This is a genomic window from Myxococcus sp. AB056 (assembly GCF_006547365.1).
In the GTDB taxonomy this organism is placed as follows: Bacteria; Myxococcota; Myxococcia; order Myxococcales; family Myxococcaceae; genus Myxococcus; species Myxococcus virescens.
In genome coordinates, this window is the sequence record NZ_VHLB01000034.1 from 15,070 (window position 1) to 32,632 (window position 17,563).

Sequence of the window (17,563 nt, forward strand, 5' to 3'; positions counted from 1 at the left end):
GCCTCGGAAATGACGGGAGAAATCCCGCCTGAATCGTAGAAGTGGCAGACGGAGGGGTCAAGGTTCAGAGCCAAGTCCGCCCGCCTGCCTTTTAACGCACGACCCCCACGTCGGGGTCTGTCCCTACCTGCGCACCTGTACCTCCACGTGCGTACCCACAGCGACGCGCAGCTCGTGCAGGTCCTCGGAGGTGGCGAACACCAACAGTTCCCGCAGCTTGTTACGCACCGGGACGCGGAAGGCGGAGCCCGTCTCGCCCTGCACCATTCGGCGCACCGGCTCCATCTCTCCCGCAGCGAGCAGGCCCGCCCGCGCCGCGGTGAGCTCCGCGCCCTCCAGGTACTGCCGCACGGCCTGCGGCGTCGCGGTGGGCAACCACGCACGCGCCGCCTTCGCCAGCGCCGCGCGGTCCGGCTCGTTGAGGCTCCGCTCCAGCAGCCGACGCTCCGGCTCCACCAGGTGCTGCGCTTCCGCGATGCGCACGTTGCCCACGACGAGGCTCAGCGCCGCCTGGAGGATGGCCTCCAGCCGCTCGGGGGCCACGCGCTGGCTGAAGGCCAGCTCGGAGCGCGCCAGCGCCAGGGTGCGGCCCAGGAGGTAATAGACTTCCTTCTGGCCCTGCTCCGCGAAGTACTTGCCGCCCACGCGCAGCGAGGCCGGGTGCGTCTGGAGCAACTCCACGTTGATGAGCGGCTCGGGCGCCGGCTCGTTGGAGCGCTTCGCCATCCGCTCGCGCGTCGCCACGAGGAAGGGCGAGTACAGCTCCACCGCCTCCATGCCCAGCACGCGCGCCACATACCGGTAGTGGTGGACGTGGTACTCGGGCGCACTGGCCACGTCGATGCGGTGGCGCTTGGGCACCAGTTGGTACTGCTGGGACGGCACCGCGTACAGGTGCCCCACCTTCGCGAAGAGGAGGCCCAGCAGCTCCGCCAGCGGGCCGCGCGCCTTCGGGTGGAACAGGTGGTTGTGCCACAGCTGGTCGTTCAACGGCCGCGGCTCCACCTTCTCCTTGTTCTTCGCGTAGGGCCCCAGCTTGGTGAGGATCTCCTGCTCGTCCTCCCCTGCCTCGCCCAGCAGGCCGGACACCGCCTGCGCGGCGAGCCAGGCGCCGTCGTAGTTCTTGCGCAGCGCGGACAGACGCACCAACGCGCCCACCACCTTGCGCGGGTCCGTCGTGTTCGGTAGCGCGCGGCGGAGCGCGGCGATGGCTTCGTCCTCCCGGCCCGGCATCTGTCCGGCGAGGTCCGCGAAGGCCTCCTGCACCGCCGCGTCGTCGGGCAGGCCCTTGGCGGCCACGCCGTACGCGGCCACCGCGCCTTCCGGGTGCTTGAGCACCTGGAGGTACAGGTCGCCGAGCGCGCGCCACAGCGCCATGCGCGCCACGTGCGTCTCCGGCGTCTTGGGCAGCCGGCCCAGCATCTTCGTGTAGTTCTCCTCCAGTTGCTTCCACTGGCGCGCCGCGCCGAGCATCGCCTCCAGTGCGCTGAAGGCCTCCACGAAGCGCGGGTCCAGGTCCAGGGCGGCGTTGAAGGCCTCGGTGGCGCCCTCCACGTCCTTCAGGTCATCGCGGCGCAGCTCGCCCAGCGCGAACCAGACACGCTTGGCCTTGTGCGGCTCCAGGCCCAGCGCGGGGAGCGCCAGCATGCGCGCCAGCACGTCCGCCGCCTTCTGGCCCTGACGCGTCTCGCGCAGCAGCACGTAGAGCTGGTCCATCACCTCCGGCGCGTCCGGCTGGGACTTGAGCGCGTTGGTGAAGGCGTCAATGGCCATGTACGGGTCGTGCAGTTCGTCACGCGCGATGCGGCCCAGCTCCAGGCACACCTTCGCGCGGGCCTCGCCCTCCAGCACACCCACCAACTGCTGCCGCAGCTCGGCGGACTTCTCGTACTGGCCCTGCTTCTCCAGTAGCGCCACCAACGCGCGCAGCGTCGGCTCGTGGCCCGGGTCGATGGCCAGCGCCTTCTCGAAGTGGTTCTGCGCGCGGTCCGTCTGGCTCAGCGCGGCGTGGATGTCGCCGAGCTGCCAGTACACCTCCACCACCTCCAGGTCCGTCAGCTCCTCGCGGTGGTGGATGAGGATGGTCTGGAAGACCTTGAGCGCGCCTTCGTAGCGGCGCGTCTGCACCAGCAGGTTGCCGTAGCCCTCCAGCGCGGGCAGGTACGTGGCGTCCAGTTCGTAGGCCTTCTCGTAGCAGCCCAGCGCCTTGTCACGCTTGCCCAGCTTCTCCGCCACGTAGCCCAGACGGTAGAGCTGACGGCAGAGGTCCGCGGCGGAGACGGAGTCCTTGTCCGCCACCGCCATCTCCGCCATCTTCCGCGTGACGATGTCCAGCATCCGCTCGCCGGAGGCCCAGTCCTCGTGCGCGATGTACACGTCCGACAGCGGGCGCGCGGCCTCCAGGCTGTCCGGGATGTGCTTCAGCGCTTCCTGCCAGTAGCCGGTGGCGGTGTCCCGGTCCTCGCGCGTCTCCGCGTGGTAGCGCGCGACGTCCAGCAGCGCGCGGCCCTTGGCCGCCGGGTCCTCGGTCTGCTCCGCCTCCTGACGCAGGGTCTGCTCGTAGCCGCTCCAGTCCTTCTCCTGCTCCTGGATGCCCTTGAGGGCGCGGATGCTGGGCAGGTGGCCGGGGTCCACCGCGAGGGCCTGCTGATAGGCGGTCCGGGCGCTGCCCGTGTCCATCAGCATGTCCTCGTTGATCTTGCCCAGGCGGTAGTACAGCTCCACCGCGTCCTTTGACTGCCCGGCGAGCTCCGCCTCCTTCGACAGCATCTCCAGCGCGAAGGGCCAGTTGCCGCTGCGCTCGTACATCGTGCCCAGCGCGTGCAACGCCGGACGGCACTCAGCGTCCACCGCGAGCGCCGCGTGGTAGTTGTTCACCGCGCGGTCCAGCGCCTTGAGCTGCTGGTACTGAACGTTGCCGATGTCCACGTAGAGCTCGGCCTGCTCCTGCGGGCTGACGGCCAGCGCGAGCTGCCGCTCGTACGCCGCGATGAGGTCCTCCCACCGCGCCTGCGCCCGGCGCAGCCGGATGAGCGTCTTGATGGCCTGGACGTTCTGCGGATCGATGGCGAGCACGCTCTCCACGCAGACGTCCGCGTTCGCCGGGTTCTGGTACTTGTCCTCCCAGATGGTCGCGCTGCGGAAGAGGACGCGGATCTTCTCGCGCCAGTCCTCGCTCAGCTCCAGCATCCGCTCGTAGATGGCGAGCAGATCCGCCGGGTGGTCCAACCGCGTGTGGAGCCGCTCCAGCGAATCCAGCGCCTCGCGGTTGACGGGGTCGAACTCCAGCGCCTGCCGGTACGCGGCCACCGCCGACTCGTCGTCGCCGATGTCACGCTCGTAGACGCCCGCCACCTCCACCTGGATGCGCGCGCGCTCCTCGATGCTGTCCGCCAGGTCCCGGGCCCGCAGCAACGTGGACGCCACGTCCGGCCACGACCGCTGACGACGGTACAGCGCGGTGAGCACGCTGAGCGTCTCCGCGTCGGGCTCGAGTTCCAACGCACGCAGCAGCGCGCTGGCGGACTCGACAGGGTCCTCCAACTGCTCGTCCCAGACGCGAGCAATCTCGCGGAGGATGCCCTTGCGCTGCTCGATGGAGCCGGCGGCCTCCAGCTTCTGCTCCAGCGCCACCACGTACTCACGCTGACGGCCACGCCGCTGGAACACCGCGGCGAGCCCATCCAGCGCGGTGGCGTTGGTCGGGTCGAACTCGAGAATCTTCCGGAACGCCGCTTCCGCCGCCTGCGGGTCATCCAGGTGCGTGTCGTGGACGCGCGCCAGCGTCGCGTAGAGCCGCTCGGCCAGGGCGCCACGCGGCAGCTCGTCGGCGACCTCCTCGTAGACGGCGGCCAGCTCCTCGTGGCTGCCCGTCTCGTCGGCCAGCCGCTCCACCTCCTCGCGCAGCGTGTCGTCCGACGCGTCCAACTGGAGCGCGCGGCACAGCGCCAGGAAGGCCACGTCCTTCTGTCCCAGCCGCGCTTCCTGCACCCGGGCCAGCTCGCGCAGCGCGGCCAGCTTCTCCTCGTCCGTGACGAGGTGGGGCATGTAGCGGTCCATCACCTGGGCGTACGCACGCCAATCGTTGTGCGTCCGGTACAGGTCGCACGCACGCTCGTAGGCGGTGCGGTTGGCGGGGTCCAGCTCGAGCACCTTCTCCAGCGCGCCCGAGGACAGCTCGGGCTTGCCGCCCTGCCCCACCCACAGGTCCGCCACCGCGAAGTAAGCAGCGACCGCCTGCTCACGCTCCTCCGTCAGGAGGTGCACCTGCACCTTCAGCTCCAGCGCGCGCACCGCGTCGTTCCACGCACGCAGTGAGACGAAGAGCTCGTGCACGCGGTCCAGCTCGGGAACCTGGTGCGGCTCCACTTCCAGCGCGCGTCGGGCGGCGTCCAGGGACTCCTCGCGGCGGCCCATTCCGGCGAGCACTTCCGCCAGGCGCAGACGCAGCGCCTTCACGCCGTCACTGCTCTCCTGAAGAGGAATCAGCCGGCGCAGCACGCCCACCAACTCTTCACGCTGGCCCGTCTCGTCGTACAGCTCGCGCAGCGTGTCGAGCACGCCGCGGTGACGTGCATCCCGGTCCAGCGCGGCCTTGAAGAACGGCACGGCGTGTTCCGGCTGCTTCAGCAGGCGGTACACGACGCGGCCCAGGCGCTCATTGAGCCGCACGACCTCGCGGGGGTCCAGCGTCACCGCCAGCCGGCCCTCCAGCAGCTCACGCAGGTCCTGCGGCCGGTCAGCGCGCTCGTAGAGAGACTCCAGCGCGGAGAACGCCTGCTCGTTGCGCGCGTTCTTCGCCAGCAGCTCGCGGTACAGCTCGATGGACCCGCCCAGGTCCGCCAGTCCTTCGGCAGAGACCTGCGCCATCTTCGCCAGCACGCGGTCGCGCTCGGCGCCCGACACCTTCTCCGCCTGGAGCTTCAGGATGCCGTAGAGCTTCTCCGACGCGCCTGCCGACTCGTAGATGCCCTCCAACAGCCGCGCCGACGCGAGGTGCTCCGGGTCCAACGCCAGGATGCCTTCGTAGGCACCCGCCGCGCGGTCCGGGCTGTCCAGCCGCTCCTGGTAGAGCTGGCCCAGGCGGAACAAGTAGCCCACCCGCTCCGAGGGCTCCGTCACGCCAGCGACCAGGGCCTCCAAGATGCCCGCCAGCTCCGGCCAGGCCTCCAACTGGAGGTACAGCCTGTCCAACGCCACCAGCGACGGCTCCTGCACCGTGGGGTGCAGCGTGCGCGCGCGCTCGTAGTAGGAGACGGCGCGGTCCGAGTCGCGCAGCTTCGTCTCCAGCATCTGTCCCAATCGGAGGCAGACCTGCGCGGCATCCGCGGCCTCGGCGACGCGCGGCAGCGCTTCCTCGTACGCGGCCAGCAGCTCGTCATAGCTGGCGGACGCATCCGCCGCGTTCTCCAGCCGAGCACGGACGGCGGCGTCGTTCGGGTCTTCCTTGAAGGCGCGGAAGAGGGCCAGGAAGGCCAGCTCCGACTCCTCCTGGGACTCCCGCAGCGTGGCCAGCTCGCCCAGGAGCGCCTTGCGCTCGAATGCGTCGCCCGACACGCCCACACGCGTCTCGATGACCTGAGCCAGACGCGTGATGTCGCCGCTGGCACGGAGGGCGCGCAGCAACGTCTCCACCGCGAGCAGGTTCTGCGGCTCGCGGGTCACCAGCGCCTCCATGCGGCCCACCGCGCCCGCATGGTTGGCCTGCACGGACAGCACCTCGCCGTACAGCGCCAGCGCGCCTGTGCGGTCCAGCAGCCGCGACTCACGCACGATGGCCAGACGGAACTTCAGTTCCAGTCCCTCCTCCGTGGAAATCAGCGCGATGCGGCGAGCCAGTGCGTCCGCCAGCTCCGGCCAACGCTCCTGCTTCTGGCAGAGCGCCTCCATGCGCTCCAGCGTGGGCAGGTCGTCCGGCTTGAGTTCCAGCAGGCGCCGGAAGGTGGCCAGCGCGCCCAGCGCGTCATTGAGCTGCTCCTCCTGCAGCGTGCCCATCTGGAAGAGCACCGTGGCGCGACGCGCCGGGTCCTCCGCCACCGCGAGCTGCCGGCGCAGCACCTCCAGCAGCTCCGTGGGCTTGCCCTGCGACGCCACCAGCCGCACGGTGCCATCCAGCGCTTCGGTGTCCGTGGGCCGCAGCTCCAGCACGCGCTTCCATGACACCAGCGCCTCGGAGGGCTCGCCCAGGTCCGTCTGGATGCGGGCCAGCGCGCGGTACAGCTCGGCGCGGGACGCATCCCCCGCCTTGCCCACCACCTCCGTCAGGATGGCGGCCAGTTCCTCGGGCGCCTCTGCCTTGTCCACCAGCGCGACGCACAACTCCAACGAGCGCAGGTCATCCGGCAGCTCGCGCAGCGCGCGCGTGGCGGCCAGGAAGCCCATCTCCGCGTTCTCGAGCGAGCCGGCGTAGATTTCCGCGATGCGGCGCAGCAGCGCGGCGCGCTCCTGCGGCACGGCCTCCGCCGAGGCACGGGACTCCAGCATCTCCACCTGCTTCAGGTGGTTGCCCACCGAGGCGAAGACGGGCTCCAGCGCACTGGCCGCGGCGCCACGCAGCGGGCTCTCCGAGCGCGCCATCTCCTCCAGCGCGCCCACCGCGCCGGCATGTCCCTCCCGGCGCGCCAGCACGGCCTGGTACAGCTCCAGTGCGCCGCGCGGGTCGTCCAGACGCGACACCTTCAGCCGGCCCAAGCGCACTCGAAGGTCGGACGCCTCTTCCTGGGCGCCACGCTCGTCCGCGAGCTGGATTTCCCGCTCGATGTGCTGCGCCAGCTCCGGCCAGCGCTCCATCTCCGCGAGCACCCGCCCCAGCAGCTTCAGCGCGTTGGCGTTCTCCGGCCGCAGGCCGAGGATTTCCCGGTACGACTGCGCCGCCAGCGACTTGTCCGCCAGCGTCTCCTCGGCCAGGTGCGCCAGCTCGAAGAGCAGGTTCACCTGCGAGGACGGGTTCGCCTCGGCCGCCACCTGACGGCGCATGACGAGCGCCAGCTCGCGGTGCGCGCCTGTGCGGCGGTGGACCCGGGCAATGGCATCCAACACCGACTTGTTCTTCGGGTCCCTGCGCGACATCTCCTCCATCGCACGGACGGCCAGGTCGTAACGCTTGAGGCGGTTGTCGTAGATGCCCGCCAGGCGCCGCCACAAGTCACCGGCGAGCGGATCCTGCGCGCCGCGCTCCAGTTGGTCTTCGTAGGCCGCCGCCACCTCTTCGAACGCACCGGAGTCGGCCGCGAGCCGCTCCAGCTCGTCGCGCACCGCGGCCTCCTGCGGCGCCTCGTTGAAGGCGCGCAGGCGTGCGACGAAGGCGAGCGACGTCTGCCCCAGCGCCTCGCGCAGGGTGGCGATCTCCTGGAGGTGCTCCAGCCGCCGCTCGGGCGCCACGCCCGGCAGCAGCACCTCGAGCACGTCCACCAGCTTCCGGGTGTCGTTGACGCCACGGTAGACAGGCTCCAGCAGGCGCGCCGCTTCGGAGCGAGGCGCCTCGTGCGCCATCAGCCGCTCCAGGCCCGCCACCACCTGTCCGTCTCCAGGCGCCAGCTCCAGCAGACGGCGGTACACCGGCAGCGACTCCGCCGGCCCCACTTCCTTCTCCAGGAGCTGGGCGCGCTTCAGCAGCCAGTTGCGCCGTGCGCCTTCATCCGCGGCGCCATCCGCGAGTTGGTCCAGCACGTCCGCCTGCTCCACGAAGCGCCGAGACTTCGCGTAGAGCTTCTCCAGCGCGAGCAGGCCCTCGGGCACCTTCCGGAGCGCCAGCGCGGAGCGATACGTCTCGATGGCCTTCGCGTCTTCACCCGCGTTCGCGTACGCCTCGCCCGCCTTGAGGAGCAGGCCCACGCGCTCTTCCGGGTCGGTGGCGAGCTGCGCCTGACGCGTGTAGACGTCGGACAGGCTCTTGGCGTTCTGTCCCTTCTCGTACAGGCGGGAGAGGGCCTCCAGCGCCTGCCGGTCCTGGGGAGCGTCCGCCAGCAGGCTCTTCCACAGCCGCGCGGCCTCCTCGGGCTGGTCCAGCGACTCGCGCAGCTCCGCCGAGCGCCGCAGCAGCTCCAGCGCCGCGGGGTCTCCCGCGTTCAGCTCCGTCGCCGCCGTCTCGTAGATTTCGGCCAGCACCTCGTGCGAGCCCGTCTCGCGCGCCAGCCGCTCCAGGTCCGGCTGCACGCCTTCCCGGTCCAACCCCTGCGCGAAGGACTTCACCGCGGACATGAACGCCAGCGAAGGCTGGAGCATGTCGCGCTCGTAGATGCGGCGAACCTCTCCCGAGAGGAGGATCTTCTCCACGGTGAGCGCGGAAGTCATCCGCGCTTCACGCAGCGCCACACGGCGGGCGTGGTCGCCCACCTGCACCAGCACCGGGTCGAGCACATCCAGCGCCGCGCCGCTCGCGGGCACCGCTGCCTTCACCCAGGCCTCGAGCGCCGCGCGCGCACCGGGATGGCCCGAGTCCTCGGCCAGAATCTTCCGGTAGAGGCCCAGCGCCGCGTTCGGGTCATCCAGGACCGTGCGCTGGAGTTCCGCCAGACGGAAGGAGACTTCACGCCCCTGCGGGCTCTGCCCTTCCTGGTTGCGGCGCAGCGCCAGCGCCCAGGCCAGGTCCGAGTGACGGCCACTCTCGGTGTAGAGCCGGTCCAGGGTCGCCGCGGCTTCACGGCTCGCCGGGTCGCGCTCCGCGATGACGCGCCAGGCGTCCGCGGCGCTCTCCTTGTCCATCAACTTCGTCTCGTGCAGCAGCGCCGCCTCGCGCAAGAAGGCCAGTTGCTCGGCGGGCTCCGGCGATGCCGCGGCCAGCTTCTCCAGCACCTCGGCGAGCGCCGCCCATTCCTCCCCCGCGCGATGCAACCGCTGAAGGGCGCGCAGGCAGTCCAGGTTGCCCGGCTCGATGGCCAGCAGGTCGCGCAGCGCCTTCACCGCGCCGGCCTTGTCGTCCAGCTTCTTCTCCTGCACCTCGGCCAGCTCGCGAAGCAGCGCCAGTCGCGCGGAGCCGATGTCCCCTTCCTCCGCCAGCTCCGCGATGATCTCCGCGTAGCTGTCCAGCGAGTCCGCGTCCTCCGCCGCCTGCCGCGCCGACGAGCGCAGCCCCGCGTCACCGGGCGCCAGGCGCAGTGCGCGCGCCAACGCCGCGAAGGCCAGCTCCGGCTGCCGCAGGTGCGTCAGGTGCACCTGCGCCGCGTGTCGCAGCGCCTGCACTCGCGCGGCGTCGTCCTTCGCCACTTCCGCCAGAACATCCAACGTGGCCACCAGCTTGCGGTGGTCCTTGGTGCGCTCGAAGGCAGGTACCAGCACACGCGCAGCGGCCTCGCGCGCCGGGCCCGAGGCGAGCATGGCCTCCAGCGCCGCCAGCGCATCCGGGTCCGTGGGGCGCTGGAGCAGGATGTCCGCGAAGCTCTGCACCGCCTCCGCGCTGCCGTCCTGCGACTCCTGCAGCAGGTGCGCACGACGCAGCTTCAGCCGCGCCACTCTGTCCGCGTCACCCGCGGACTCGGCCAGCGCAATCATCCGCGCCAGCGTGTCTCCCAGCTCGCGCGTCCGGCCCGCCTTCTCGTACAGCTCCGCCAGGCGCGGCAGATGCCGGCCTTCCTCGGCGCCGTGCGAAAGCGCGGACTGCAGCGCCTCGGCCGCCTGCGCATCGCGTCCCAGCTCCGAGTTGAGGTCCACCAGCTGAAGCAGCAGCTCCAGCCGCTCCTGCCCACGCGCGCCCTGGATGCGCTTGCGCAGCAGCCCTTCCGCGTCCGCGGACCGGCCCGCGCGCCCGTACAGACGCACCAGCCGCTGCAGCACCGCGTTCGACTCGGGCGCACGGGTCACCGCCGCTTCCAGCGCCGCGATGGCCTCCGCGGCGAGCGCGCCTTCTTCCGCCAGGCTCGCGGCCTCGAGCAGCAACGGCACGGCCACCGCGGGGTCCTCGGACTCGGAGGCCAGCGTGCGCAGCACACGCCCCAGCTCCGCGTGCGCGGACAAGTCCCTGGCCAGCCTCAGCGACTCCGCGCGGGAGCCCTCGTCCTTCGCGTCCTCGCGCAGCGCGCGCACCTGGACGTCGAAGGCCGCGCGGCTGTCCGCGAGCTGCTTCTCATGGATGCTGGCCAGCAACGAGAAGAGGCGCTTGCGGGCCGTGGGCTCCGTCGTCACCTCCAACTGCTGCTGGAGCGCCGCCACCTGCCGCTGGTGGTCGCCGCTGCGCCCGTAGTGCGCCGCCAGCGCCTCCGCCACCTCCGCCGTGCGAATGCCCGCCGCCGCCAGCCGCTCCAGTCCGCCCACCACCACGCCGGTGGAGACGTTCTCGGAGAGCAGGCCGAGGAACAGGTCCGTCGCGTCCTCCTGACGCCCCAGCCGCTCGGCGTACAGCTTCGCCTGGCGCGCCGTCCACTCGTTGCGCTCCAGCTGCGTCTCCGCCAGGCCCGCCAACCGCCCCGCGAGCGCCGCCGCCTCGTCGAACTTCGACTGTGCCACGCACAGCGCCTGCAGTCGCTGCACGCCCGCCGCATCCTCTGGCGCGAGCTGCACCAACTGGCGCACCAATGGCTCCAGTTCCTCGGGCGCCGCGCCGGCCGCCTCGCGCCGGGACACGTCCGCCTCCAGCCGCGCCTTCGGGTCGTCCGCGAGCGCCGCGGCCGCCTGCAGCGACTTCACCGCCTCCACGGCAGCCGCATCACCCGGCGCACGCGCCAGCACTTCCCGCCATGCGGCCTCCGCGCGCGACGGGTCCGCCAGGGGGCCCTGGAGCAACTGGGCCAGCTGCCGCCAGATCGTGGCCGCCACCTCCGCCACCGGCGCCGCTTCCGCCGCGCGTTGCAGCGCCAGCGCCAGCGCGGGCTGCGCCTGGGCCTTCTCCGCGTGCTCCACCACCGTGCCCAACAGCAACGGACGGCCCGGCTCCAGCTCCAGGGCGCGCGACAGCACCTCGAAGGCTCCGCGCGCGTCGTCCTTCTCCTCGAACATCAGCGCGAGCGCTTCGCAGAAGGCCACCCGCTCCGGGCGCGGACGCGGCGCCAGCAGGGCCAGGTCCAGCAGCGGAACCACCGCTTCCAGCTCGTCGTCCTCGGCCAACAGCCGCGCCAGCTGGAAGGCCGCCAACGCCTGCGTGGGGTCCAGCTTCAGCGCCGCTTCCAGGTGCTCACGCGCGGCGTCCGCGTCCTTGAGCTGCGTCAGGAACAGGTCCGCCAGCCGCAGCCGCATGCCCGCCTGGGTGGAGCGGTCCTTCACCGTGCCCAGGTAGCGCTCCAGCACCGCGACGGCTTCCGGGGCCCGGCCCTTCTCCAGGAGCTGCTCGGCCGTCAGGCTGGCCGCGTCCGCGCGGGACGGGTCCGCCGCCACGGCCTTCTCGAAGGCCGCCAGCGCGCCGTCCGCGTCGTTCATCCGGCCAAGGCGCAGCGTGCCCACGCGCAGCCACAGGTCCACCTGCGCGGTGCGGTCCTTCACCTCGCCCGCCATCGCCTCGATCTGCTCGATCGCCGGCGCGAAATCACCGCCCGAGCGCACCGTCAGCTTCTCGATGAGCGACAGCCCTTCGGGCATGCCCGGCCACAGCAGGAAGCAGCGGTCCAGCGCCTCCTTCACCTTCGCAGCCGCGCCCGGGTCGTACCAGGCGAAGAGCTTCGCCACGAGCAGCGACAGGCGCGCCGCGCTCTTCCGGTCGCGCTCCTCCAGCGACATGCTGCGCAGCATTCGCACGCGGTCACGCCACGTCTGCTCGAAGCGTTGCAACGCGCGCGCGGCCTTCTCCAGCCGCGCGTTCTGCGGCTCCAACGCCTGGGCGACATCCACCACCCGCTGCGCCAGTTCATGCTCGGTGGGGTCGTCCACCAGCCGCTCGGCGAGCGCGGCGTACTCCTCCGCCATGCCCGCGTCCCCTAGCGCCGCGCGCTCGCGCTCCAGAGCCTCGAAGGCCGGCTGGAAGCGCTCCTCCGACAACAGCAACTGACGCACGCGCCGGAAGGTGGCGCGGTCCGGCTTCGCGCGCGCCGCACGCTGCAGACACAGCACCGCGCGGTCGCGCCGGAACAACTTCTGCTCGTAGACGTCGGCCGCCTTCAGGTAGTGGCCCGCGCACTCCTCGCCGTGCGTGACGCCGCCCAGCCGCTCCAGGACGTCCGCCAGCGCGGCGCCATCCTGCCGCGACTCGTGCAGCCGCTTCAGGCCTCGGAGCGCGGGGATCGGATCCTTCGCCACCAGCAACGCGCGCTTGAGCAGTTCCTCCGCGCGCTGCGTGTTGCGCTGCCGGTCATGCGCGAGCTCCGCGGCGCGGCACAGCAGGCGCACCGCTTCATCGGAGGCGACATCGCGCGAGCGCCCCTCGTAGAGGCGAATCAATTCCTCGACACGGCCGGCCTTGTCGAGTGCCGCTTCGGTTTCGACGAAGGTGCGGTCATCGGACACGCGCAGCGTGGGACGCGACGAGGGCGTGGGCTGTTGCATGGAGGGGCGGGCCTTGGAATGGAAAGAAAAAGCAGCGAGGGCGCCAGAGACCGGAACTCTACCGGTCGCCAGCGCCCCCGAGCAATCATGCAAAACCCGCCAAACGGCGGGAATCATTGGCCTTCTTGCTACCCGGCCGAGGGAGCGTCAGGCGGCGTCTCGCCACCTTCGCCACCCTCGCTTCCGTCCGCCGCATCCGCCGCGGGGGCCTGGGCAGGTGCGGTCGTCTCCGGAAGCGCCTTTGCACGCTCCACACCCGCGCTGTCATTCAGCTGAGTGTAGAGGGCAACGGCCTTGTCACGCTGCTGCAGCTCCTCCGCGAGCTGAGCGGCGCGAGGCAGGTTGCCAAGCTTCTCGTGGAGCGGGAGCGCCTTGTCCTTGCGGCCAGCACCCTCCCACGCCTCGGCAGCGGCGGCGATGTCACCCAGCAGCTCCAGCCACCGGGCGCGGCCGGCCGGCTTCTGCTCCTGCTCGGCCCGGGCCAGCTCCTTCTGCGCCAGCTCCTTCGCCTCGTCGTCCAGCTTCAGACGCTGCATGAAGTGGAAGGCCTTGGGCGGAGGCAGCGGGCTGAGGACCTCCACCGCCTCGCGGCGCTGGCCCACGGCCGCCAGCAGGGTGGCGGCACCGAGCCGGTCACCCCGCTCCACCAGGCTCTTCACCTCGAGCCCGCGGATGCGGTTGGCGCTGGCGATGTCCCGCGCGCGCTCGTACGACTTGCGTGCCAGGGTGAGCTTCCCGGAACGCTCGTAGGCGAGCGCCGCCTGGTCGAACTGCCGGGCGCGCTCATAGAGGCGGGCCACGTTCTCGAAGTCACCCTTGCCGACGAAGTGCTCCATGAGGAGTTCGTAGGCGCCGGCCTTCTCCAGGGTGGGCGCGAGCTGATCCGGCGGCAGCGTACCCACCAGACGGCGGGCCGTGTCGTTGTCGCTCCCGGCCAGGGCGTTGCGCAGGGCGCTCTTGAGGTCGCCCCCCGCCTCGAAGAGGCGAGCCGCCTCCGCGAAGGAGTTGTTGCGCTCGTGCAGCCGGCCCGCGTCGCGGGTACGGCCCATGGTCTCGAGCTGCTTCGCCTGCTCGTCCCAGGTGCCCGTCAGCTCCGGCAGCGGGCGCTCGCCACGCTCCGGGCGCTCGCCACGCTCCGGACGCTCACCCCGAGCAGGACGCTCGCGGCGCTCCGGACGCTCCCGGCGCTCACCCGAGGCGGCACGCTCACCGCGCTCAGGCCGAGGGCCACGCTCACGGCGCTCCCCACGCTCGCCCCGCTCACGGCGCTCCTCGGTGCGAGGCGCCGCGACGGGCTCCTCGGCCTCGGGACCGGGCTGACGGCCGCTGGCCGCGAAGGCCGCCTCCGCGCGCTCGGCATCACCCGCGGCACGCCAGGCCTGACCGACGAGGAAGATGACGTCCGTCCACGCATCGAACTTCTCCCGCGCCGGGTCCTCGGCGGGAGCCGCGGCCTCGGCGGGAGCCGCGGCCTCACCCTCGGCGGTGGCAGGTGCCTCGGCGGGAGCCCCTCCCTCGGCGGGAGCCCCTCCCTCGGCGGGAGCCTCACCCTCGGCGGGCGCGGCGGCCTCCACGGGAGCCGGCGCCTCGGAGGGAGCAGCGGCCTCCTCGGCGGCGGGCGCCTCGGGCGCGGCCGGCTTCGGCTGACGCTGCACGCGCAGCAGCGTGGTGATGAGGCGGCCACGCGTGTTCATGTCCAGGTCGTCCAGCGACTTCAGCCGCATGGGCCGAAGCGAGCGGACAATGGCCTGCAGCGGCGCCTTCTCCGCCCCGAAATCCGTCTTGGAGAGCGCCTTCTCCAGGATGCTCAGCTCGGAGATGACACGCTGGCCAGGGCCCACGGGGCCCTCTTCGCGATCGCGCCCGCGTCCACGGCCATCTCCACGCCCACGGCCGTCACCGCGTCCGGGCCCGCCACGGCCACCAAAACCACCCGGTCCGTCACGGCGAGGACCTTGGCCCGGTGCACCCCCGTCACGACCACGCCCACCCGGGCGCGGCCCACCGCTTCCATTCTCCTGAGGCACGTCTTTCTCCCGCTAGAACGCGTAGCGAATGTTCGGCGCCACCGCGAACCCGAACGAGCCCCCGGAGACGAGGTACTGCCCCGTCACCTCGAGCCCTACGGAAAAGTGGCGCAGCCGTGTGTAGTACTCCACTCCGGGCCCGGCAAACACAAGAATGTCGGAATCGGGGAGGAGCCGCTGCGGCGAGAACATCGCATAGCCAGCACCTGCGCGGAGATAGAACCAGGTGCGCTTCACTTCCTGACTGTCAGCGAACCCCACCAGGCGAGCACGCAACACCGCGCCGGGGATCAGGGTGGAGAAGTCACCCGACACCGCGCCGCCGGAGTTACCCACGTACTGAGCGCCCGTCCGCACGCTCGAGCCCATGAGGAACAGGCCGACGGACACGTGCTCGCCCAGGTCCACGCCCACCTCCACCTGCGCCATGGGCCCGGAGGAGAACGGACGCGGCGTGCCTTCGGCGGCCGGCGGGTTGGTGATGAACAGGGGGCCACCGAGCACCGCGAAGTAGATGCCTCGCTCGATTTCATCGAACGTGACAGCCGGGCGGTCGCCCTGGGCAGTGGTGGGCTGCTGGGCGCTCGCGACCGTGGGGAGAACGAACGAGGCGCACAGGGCAAGTGAGGCGAGGGCTTTCATGCGGTCCTGACGTTGGCCCGGCCCCCTCGGGGGAGTGGGAGCCGGGGAAAGGCGCGGTGGGCAGACCTGAGTCAGGCCTGCCCACCCGGAGAAAGGCCACCCGGCGCTATTCGCCGGACTGCTTGAAGATGAACGGATACGTGACGACCACCACGCCGCCGCCCTTCGGCTCGGGGAACTTCCAGGTGCGAACGCGTCCGGCCACGCACGTCTCCAGCTCCGCGTTGGCCGCCGTGGACTGCGCCACCGACGACGAGGCGACCGAACCATTCCCCGCGATGACGAACTTCACCGCCACCTTGCCGCCCAGCTTCGGGAAGCGGTTGAGGAGGCTCTCGAAGCAATAGCGGATTTGTCCGCGGTTGCGATGGATGACCTGGCGGATGAGCTCCTTGTCCAGCGAGCCCATGACTTCCGGGTCGGACGAGGTGATGCCCACGTCGACGCTCTGCTTGCCGCCCAGCACGCCCACGCCGCTGCCGTAGGTGCCGGTGCCGCCACCACGGCCCTTGGTGCCAATGCCGCCAATGCCGATGGTGTCACCCGTGCCGCCGCCGCCGCCGCTCGTACCGCGCAGGCCCATGCCACCGAAGCCGCCGGAGTTGCCCGCCTTGGCGCCGAACATGTTGCCCATGGCGCTCTTCAGGTCGCCGCCCAGGCCGCTCTTGCCGAACACCGTGGAGATGCCGCCCTTGCCGCCGCCGAAGATCTTCGCCGTCAGCGCGCGCGCCTCGTCCTTCTTGTTCGGGTCGCCCTTGGGCGCGGTGCGATTGTTGGTCTTGGGCGCCTCCTTCTTGCCCATCTGACCTTCGTCGCCGCGGTTCTTCGCCGCCATCTCCCCGCTCTTCTTCTGCTCCTTCTGCTGGTTGAGGCGCTCGAGGAACTTGTTCTTCTGCGCCTCCGGCGGCTTGATGATGAGCTTGGCGATGCGGGCGTTGTCCGCCGACAGCTCGTCCGCGTATTCGTCCCCCGCGACGGTGCGGTTCATCGCGGTGATGACGAACGCCGTCGCGATGAAGAACAGCACCAGGAAGATGTTGAGCGCGGTGTAGTCCATGGACTCGCCCAGCGGCACCACGACGCGCTTGGGCACGGGCTGGAAGGCCACCTCGAGCGTCACGCCGCCCAGATCCACCCAGATGAAGTCCTCCGCGTCCAGCGTGAGCGAGTACGCCTCGCCCTCATGCGAGGCCTTGCCGGACTCGATGACGGCCTTCAGGTCCAGCGTCTCGCCCTTGCGGGTGAGCTCGCCCTTCATCTTCGCGGTGAAGCGAACGCTGAAGGACTGGCCGTCCGAACGAACCACGTCGAACGTTGGGGCGCCCAGGCGGGCGTCCCCCATGACGAAGTCCACGCCCGCGGCGCTGCCGACGACGAAGGCCCCCTTCCTGCCGGGCCCCAGGAAGAACTCGCCCACGCGCTGGTCACCCCAGGCGAAGCGCAGGCCCACGCCCAGCGGACCGCTGGACTTCGTGCGGCGAACCTTCCGCACGCGCGGCGCGGCTTCCTCCGGCGCGGCCTCGACGGGGGCTGGAGCGGGCGCGACGGGAGCGGCCACCGGGTTCTGCTGGGTGGCGGCGAAGGACGGGTCGATGGCACCCGCGGCCGGAGCAGCCACCGCAGCCTGCGCCAGGCTCTCGGCCGGCGCCGGCGCGGCGATGACCGGATTCTTCTCCGTCGCCACCTCCGAGCTGGCCGCCGCGGCCGCCAGGTTCACCGCGGCCACCGCGGCCGGGTTCTCCAGACGGATGGTGGTGCCACCCACGCGGATTTCATCACCGAAGGAGAGGAGCCCCTTGGTGACGCGCTTGCCGTTGACGTACGTGCCCTCGACGCTACCCATGTCGATGATGGACATGGCGCCGTCGCTGGCGACCTCGATGACGGAGTGGATGCGGCTGACCTTCTCGTCCTCCAGGCACAGGTGCGCCGAGGAGAGACGGCCAATCTTGATGATGTCGCGCTCGTAGTCCTTGGAGGCGACCAGCGAGTCGCCCTTGAAGACCTTGAGTGTCAGAGGAACGGCCATGGGGGCTCCAACGTAAAGTGGGTACGGCGTCAGACAACGCGCGCGGCGGTGGGTTCCCGCCGCGTTGTGGCGCTGGCTACAGCTCGCCCACGGACTGCATCACCTTGTCCTCGAAGTCCTCGCGGATGCGGATGAGGTTCGAGTGCTTCACCCGCTCACGCGCATCGATGTACTCGCCATCCGGCTTCGTGAGGTCGCCCTCGATGGTGTCGTCCTCGAAGTCGATGTTGGTCGTCTTGGAGTAGCGCACATTGCCCTCCCCTGGACCACCCGGGTTGGAGCCCTCTTCCTGGGCCAGGGCGGGCGTCACCGCGAGCACCGCACACAGCATCAACGCCTTACGCATCACTGCCTCCCGGAAGGGACCCGAAGGTCCCTTCGCACACCGAATCCCCGGATGAGGGGGAAACACAAGGTTCGCATCATCCCCCGTGCCCCCGCCACAGCGAAGGCACTCGGG

Annotated in this window: 6 protein-coding genes; all 6 read right to left on the minus strand. The window is 71.0% G+C overall.

The genetic code is table 11. From position 1 onward, the window contains the following. Positions 1-123: 123 nt before the first annotated feature. Entirely contained in the window at positions 124-12,405 is a 12,282-nt protein-coding gene (locus tag FMP39_RS16905) for a tetratricopeptide repeat protein (RefSeq protein ID WP_141591335.1), read from the minus strand. A 128-nt stretch (positions 12,406-12,533) separates the two neighbouring features. Beyond that, the gene (locus FMP39_RS16910) at positions 12,534-14,246 is read right to left on the minus strand and encodes a DEAD/DEAH box helicase (RefSeq protein WP_194858432.1); all 1,713 of its coding nucleotides are present in this window, start codon (positions 14,244-14,246) and stop codon (positions 12,534-12,536) included. Continuing rightward, on the minus strand, positions 14,213-14,419 hold the full coding sequence (locus FMP39_RS37445; RefSeq protein WP_194858433.1) for a hypothetical protein: 207 nt from the start codon (positions 14,417-14,419) through the stop codon (positions 14,213-14,215). Before FMP39_RS37445 ends, FMP39_RS16910 begins: the two co-directional genes overlap by 34 nt. A gap of 25 nt (positions 14,420-14,444) precedes the next feature. Further along, positions 14,445-15,074 carry an adventurous gliding motility protein CglE gene (gene cglE / locus FMP39_RS16915; RefSeq protein WP_011554849.1) on the minus strand — a complete coding sequence of 210 codons (630 nt, stop codon included), beginning with the start codon at positions 15,072-15,074 and terminating at the stop codon, positions 14,445-14,447. A gap of 106 nt (positions 15,075-15,180) precedes the next feature. Continuing rightward, the gene (gene gltG / locus FMP39_RS16920; RefSeq protein WP_141591339.1) at positions 15,181-17,103 is read right to left on the minus strand and encodes an adventurous gliding motility protein GltG; all 1,923 of its coding nucleotides are present in this window, start codon (positions 17,101-17,103) and stop codon (positions 15,181-15,183) included. Between the two features lie 76 nt (positions 17,104-17,179). Further along, the gene (gene cglF / locus FMP39_RS16925) at positions 17,180-17,449 is read right to left on the minus strand and encodes an adventurous gliding motility protein CglF (RefSeq protein ID WP_141591341.1); all 270 of its coding nucleotides are present in this window, start codon (positions 17,447-17,449) and stop codon (positions 17,180-17,182) included. Between the last annotated feature and the right edge of the window lie 114 nt (positions 17,450-17,563).

Bases quoted from the DNA above. Each gene is read 5' to 3' on its own strand.
- FMP39_RS16905 (WP_141591335.1), bottom strand. From the start codon at position 12,405: ATGCAACAGCCCACGCCCTCGTCGCGTCCCACGCTGCGCGTGTCCGAT.
- gltG (WP_141591339.1), bottom strand. From the start codon at position 17,103: ATGGCCGTTCCTCTGACACTCAAGGTCTTCAAGGGCGACTCGCTGGTC.
- FMP39_RS37445 (WP_194858433.1), bottom strand. From the start codon at position 14,419: ATGGAAGCGGTGGGCCGCGCCCGGGTGGGCGTGGTCGTGACGGGGGTG.
- cglE (WP_011554849.1), bottom strand. From the start codon at position 15,074: ATGAAAGCCCTCGCCTCACTTGCCCTGTGCGCCTCGTTCGTTCTCCCC.
- cglF (WP_141591341.1), bottom strand. From the start codon at position 17,449: ATGCGTAAGGCGTTGATGCTGTGTGCGGTGCTCGCGGTGACGCCCGCC.